This is a genomic window from Actinomycetota bacterium (genome assembly GCA_036280995.1).
Lineage (GTDB): Bacteria > Actinomycetota > CALGFH01 > CALGFH01 > CALGFH01 > CALGFH01.
The window spans coordinates 1-3,412 of sequence record DASUPQ010000575.1; the positions used below are offsets into that span (position 1 = coordinate 1).

Consider the following 3,412-nt stretch of genomic DNA (forward strand, 5'->3'; position numbering starts at 1 on the left):
GTGGTCGAGGGCGTGGCCGCGGCGCTCGGGTCGCCGCGCCGGCTGCGGCTGCTGCACCTGCTGACGGTGGCCGACGGGCTGGCCACCGGCCCGGCCGCCTGGAACGACTGGAAGGGGACGCTGGTCGCCGACCTGGCCGCCCGGGTCCTGCACGTGCTCGAGCGGGGGACGGCGCCAGCCCCCGGCGACCCGGAGGCGCTGGCGGCCAGGGTCGAGGCGGCCCGCCCGGCCCTGGCCGGCCAGGCCGCCCGCCTGCTGGCCACCCTGCCCGACTCGTACCTGTCCACCCTGGGCACGACCGACGTCGGGGAGCTGGCCGAGGAGCTGGAGCTGCTGGCCGACCCGCCGGGGCCGGGCGGGGTCCGCTACCGGGTCGACCCGTCGGGCGACGGGCACGGGCTGGTGACGGTGTGCGCCGCCGACCGGCCGGGGACGCTGGCCCGGACCACCGGGGTGCTGGCCCTGCACCGGGTGTCGGTGCTGCGGGCCCATGTCTGGTCGACCAGCGCCGGCCTGGCCCTGCAGCGGTTCGCCGTCCAGGCGCCGCCCAACCTGCGCTGGGAGCGCCTCGGCGCCGACCTGGACGCCGCCTGGGCGGGCCGCCTGGCCGTCGAGGCGCGGCTGGAGCGCAAGGCCCGCGACTACCGCCCGCCCGCCCCGGTCGAGCCCGACGTGCGGGTCCTGCCCCACGAGTCGGCCCACTCGACCGTGGTCGAGGTCCGGGCCGCCGACGCCCTCGGCCTGCTCCACGCCATGGCCGCCGCCCTCGGCGACCTCGACCTGGACGTCCGCGTGGCCAAGATCGACACATTGGGCGACCGGGTCGTGGACACCTTCTACGTCCGCTCCCCCTGGGGGGCCAAGCTCAGCCACGACCAGGCCGACGAGCTCACCCTGGCCATCCGCCACCGCACCGGCCGACTCCTCGGCGGCTGACTGCTAGGCTCCGGGCGTCAGGCCCGGTGGGCCATCGAGGAAGGAGCGAGCGATGTCGGAGCAGGTGCCCCCGCCCCCACCCCCCATCCCACCGGCCGGCCCTCCCGGCGGCGGCCCACCGGCCGGCGGCCCTCCTCCAGGCGGTCCGCCGGGGCAAGGGCCGCTCCCCGCCGACCAGGAGCGGCTGTGGGCGATGCTGTCCCATCTGCTGTCGTTCGTGGCCGCCTACCTGTTCCTCGGGTTCGTGGCCCCGCTGATCATCCTGCTGGTGTTCGGCCAGCGCTCGGCCTTCGTGCGCGCCAACGCCGTCGAGTCGCTCAACTTCAACCTGAGCTGGCTCCTCTACGCGATCATCTCGGTGGTCCTGTTCGTCGTCGGGATCGGCATCTTCCTCCTGCTCGGCCTCGGCATCGCCTACGTGATCCTGATCGTGATCGCGTCGATCCGGGCCAACAACGGCGAGCTCTACCGCTACCCGCTGACCATCCGGCTCGTCCGCTAGGCCAACGGGCAGGCGCAGGGGGTGGCGCCGCAGCGGGGGCAGTCGCCGGCGTAGCGGCCGACCGCCTTGGCCAGGTCGACCCCGACCAGGTTGGCCACGCTGGCCAGCCAGGCCAGGGCGTCCCCGAGCTCGTGCTCCAGGGCGGCCGGGTCGCCGCCCCGGAGCGCCTTGGCCACCTCGCCGACCTCCTCGACCCACCAGCGGAAGGTCCCGTCGACCCCACGGGCCCGGTCCCGGTCCCCGTACAGCGCCTCGATCCGGTGCTGCAGCTCGGCGAGCTCCACGTACCCCTCCCGTCCTGTCGCGACCGGCTTCTATCCTCATCCCATGGTGGCGCTCAAGGACGAGATGCTGAGCCGTCTCGCACAGCATGCCAACGTGGCCCAGTTCGTCAGCTTCGGCCCCGGCCAGGACCTGCCGCAGCGGCACGCCCGCCTGCGCGGCCACCGGCCCGACCACCGCTTCGCCGGCGCCGCCGAGGCGGTCGGCGCCCTCCTCGCCCTGGCCGGGAGCGGCTCGGTCAACGTCCGCAGCTTCGCGCCCGGGGCGCCCAGGGGCGGCCCGTTCAGCTACGGCCTGACCCGCGGCGACGACGTCCTGGCGGTCCTGCGCGCCCGCGCCGCCGACGGCCTGCACACGATCGCCAACGAGACGGTCGACGTCGACGACGGGGGGGTCTCGGGGGTCGCCCTCGGCGGCCTGGTCGAGTTCGCCCCCGGGGACACGCCCCGGTCGGTGGAGCGGCCCGGCACCGTCGCCCTGGCCCACGACCACGCCGTCGCGCTGCTGCGCACCGTCTACGGCTTCACCCCCGACCTGGCGGCCACGCCGACCGAGCGGATCGAGTTCAGCGTCCACCCGCTCGTCGCCGGCGTCCGCCAGACCCACACGATCATCTGGGAGACCGAGCGGGTCGACCCGGCCCCGCTGGCCAAGCCGCTGACCTGGCCCAACCGGTTCAGCCGCTTCCTCGGGGACAAGGCCTTCGGCCTGCTCGCCGCCGACCTGCACGACCTGCCCGTGCCGGCCACGACCGTGGTCGGCCGCCGGGTCGCCCCGTTCCGCTTCGGCCGCCCCACCGGCAGCGGCGAGTGGTGGGCCCGCACCTGCCCGGCCGAGCCGGCCCCCGGCCGGTTCACGACCCAGCGGGGCTGGCGGGACCCGTTCGCCCTCCTGTCGGAGGAGGACCCCACGGGCACGGCCATCGTGTCCGTCCTCGCCCAGGAGGGGGTCGGGGCGCGATGGTCAGGGGCCGCCCTCCCCGACGGCGCCGGCGGCCTGCTGATCGAGGGCGTCGCCGGGTCCGGGGAGGACTTCATGCTCGCCCGCGCGGCCCCGGCCACCCTCCCGGAGCGGGTGGCCGACGACGTGCGGCGGGTCGGGTCCCGGGCCGCCGCCGCCCTCGGCCCGGTCCGCTTCGAATGGGCCCACGACGGCGCCGGCGCCTGGGTCGTCCAGCTCCACCTGGCCACGGTGGCGGCGTCCGGCGCCACCATCTACCCGGGGACGCCGTCGCGTTGGCGCCGCTTCGACCCGTCCCTCGGCCTGGAGCGGCTCCGCGAGCTCGTCGCCACCGTCCCCCCCGGCGAGGGCGTCGAGCTCACCGGCGACGTCGGCGTCACCTCCCACGCCGGCGACCTCCTCCGCCGGGCGGCGATCCCGTCGCGGCTGGCCGCGATCCGGCGGGGTTGACGGGCCCGGATCATGGAGGCGGCCTGAGGGGTCCAGGCCGGGAACGGATCGAGATGCAGCACGCCTCCGCGGCGCCGTCCGGCGGCATCTTCATCAGCTAGCGCCGGCAGGACGCCAGTCACCTGCTGCTGCCGGCCGACGACCAGCCGGACAGCCTGCGCGTGTGCCGCCCGGAGAGCTGGGAGGTGCGGTCGCGGCGGCCGGGCCTGCTGGAGCTGCGCTCGCCCACCAGCCAGCGCATGACCGTCAGCGGGTCGCCTTCCCCGAACTGGACGGGTAGCG

4 protein-coding genes are annotated in these 3,412 nt (G+C 76.3%); 3 read left to right on the top strand and 1 reads right to left on the bottom strand.

Translation table 11 applies throughout. From position 1 onward, the window contains the following. A partial coding sequence (locus VF468_19290; GenBank protein ID HEX5880435.1) for an ACT domain-containing protein occupies positions 1-936 on the top strand: 936 nt, incomplete at its 5' end. Positions 937-988: 52 nt separating this feature from the next. Next, complete coding sequence (locus tag VF468_19295) at positions 989-1,438, top strand: DUF4870 domain-containing protein (protein HEX5880436.1); 450 nt, start codon at positions 989-991, stop codon at positions 1,436-1,438. Here VF468_19295 and VF468_19300 read toward each other — a convergent pair. Then, complete coding sequence (locus VF468_19300; GenBank protein ID HEX5880437.1) at positions 1,435-1,722, bottom strand: MazG nucleotide pyrophosphohydrolase domain-containing protein; 288 nt, start codon at positions 1,720-1,722, stop codon at positions 1,435-1,437. The two genes, VF468_19295 and VF468_19300, sit on opposite strands and share 4 nt — an antisense overlap. Positions 1,723-1,765: 43 nt before the next feature. Between VF468_19300 and VF468_19305 the strand changes: the two genes are divergently transcribed. Continuing rightward, positions 1,766-3,130: a hypothetical protein gene (locus VF468_19305; GenBank protein HEX5880438.1), complete on the top strand. Its 1,365-nt coding sequence runs from the start codon at positions 1,766-1,768 to the stop codon at positions 3,128-3,130. Positions 3,131-3,412: the final 282 nt, after the last annotated feature.

Coding starts and splice junctions, on each gene's coding strand:
- VF468_19295 (HEX5880436.1), top strand. CDS start 989: ATGTCGGAGCAGGTGCCCCCGCCCCCACCCCCCATCCCACCGGCCGGC.
- VF468_19305 (HEX5880438.1), top strand. CDS start 1,766: ATGGTGGCGCTCAAGGACGAGATGCTGAGCCGTCTCGCACAGCATGCC.